Here is a 999-nt window from a genome sequence, read left to right as displayed (position 1 = left end):
GGATTCCTCTCAATGTATTGTCATTGCCAGGAAGAATATTATTCCAACGCTTGACCCTAACCGAATGTCCTAAAATAAGAAAACTAACAGCCAGAAAAAAATAAATAAACGCCATAATTAGCATCCTACATTATAACCATGAGTAATAAGGGAAGTCTTTTTCAACTTTTTCTAATTCGTCAGGAGTGCCAAATGACAAATGACTATTAAGTTGAATTCCTTTCACTTTTTTACCTTGTTCTATCAGAACATTGTAGATCCCGCTAATGAATAGTTCGTCATAATAACACTCTAACTTATATTTATCATAATTTTGAATGATAATATTTTTATTGGCGAATACATATGCACCTGATATGGCAAAGTTACTTATAACCCGTTTCTCCGCGGTTTGAATAAGGTATCCTTTGTCATATAGTGCATAAGAATATGATGGTGAATCAGAATTAAAGTGACAGAGGTATGCACTGATCTCACCGTTCGGTAGCAGATTATTAATATACTTATTCAACCCATTGATTTCAAAAGCCTGATCGCAATCATTTACAAGAACTGGTAGTGAGTTATTAATAATGTCCAATCCACAGAGTGCAGTATCAAGAGCTCCATCGGTAACACTGTCTAAAATGACAAACTCAACTTCAGGGTAGTAAAATCTAACCCGGTTAATAATATTATGCTGAACTACATGTTCCTTCAGTACAACGCAAACCAGTTGCTTGATCTCTATACTTCGCTTAACCGACTCTATTGCCCACCAAAAGAATGGTTTGTTTTTCAATTCAACAAGCGGTTTGGGAAGAGTATATCCTTTTTTACTGAATCGACTCCCCCTTCCAGCCATTGGAACAATCAAATTAATCATTGCTAGAACTCTTTTTAAATTGTATCTGAAGTTCTATTTTATCAAAATCATACTTATTATTTCCTTCAGAAATTAGGCCAGGGATTCCTTTAACTAAATATATAAGAGCTATTCTTAGTGTTCTTTTAGCCTGA

Annotated in this window: 1 protein-coding gene; it reads right to left on the bottom strand. The window is 34.3% G+C overall.

Translation table 11 applies throughout. The annotated features are described in order from the left end of the window. Positions 1-130: 130 nt before the first annotated feature. Positions 131-865: a sugar phosphate nucleotidyltransferase gene (locus V2A85_RS23940; protein WP_420072589.1), complete on the bottom strand. Its 735-nt coding sequence runs from the start codon at positions 863-865 to the stop codon at positions 131-133. Positions 866-999 lie beyond the last annotated feature (134 nt).

The organism is Yersinia sp. 1252 StPb PI, assembly GCF_048593885.1.
Classification (GTDB): Bacteria; Pseudomonadota; Gammaproteobacteria; order Enterobacterales; family Enterobacteriaceae; genus Yersinia; species Yersinia enterocolitica_E.
Note: the sequence above shows the minus strand (reverse complement) of the source record. Positions and strands in the feature narration are given on the sequence as shown.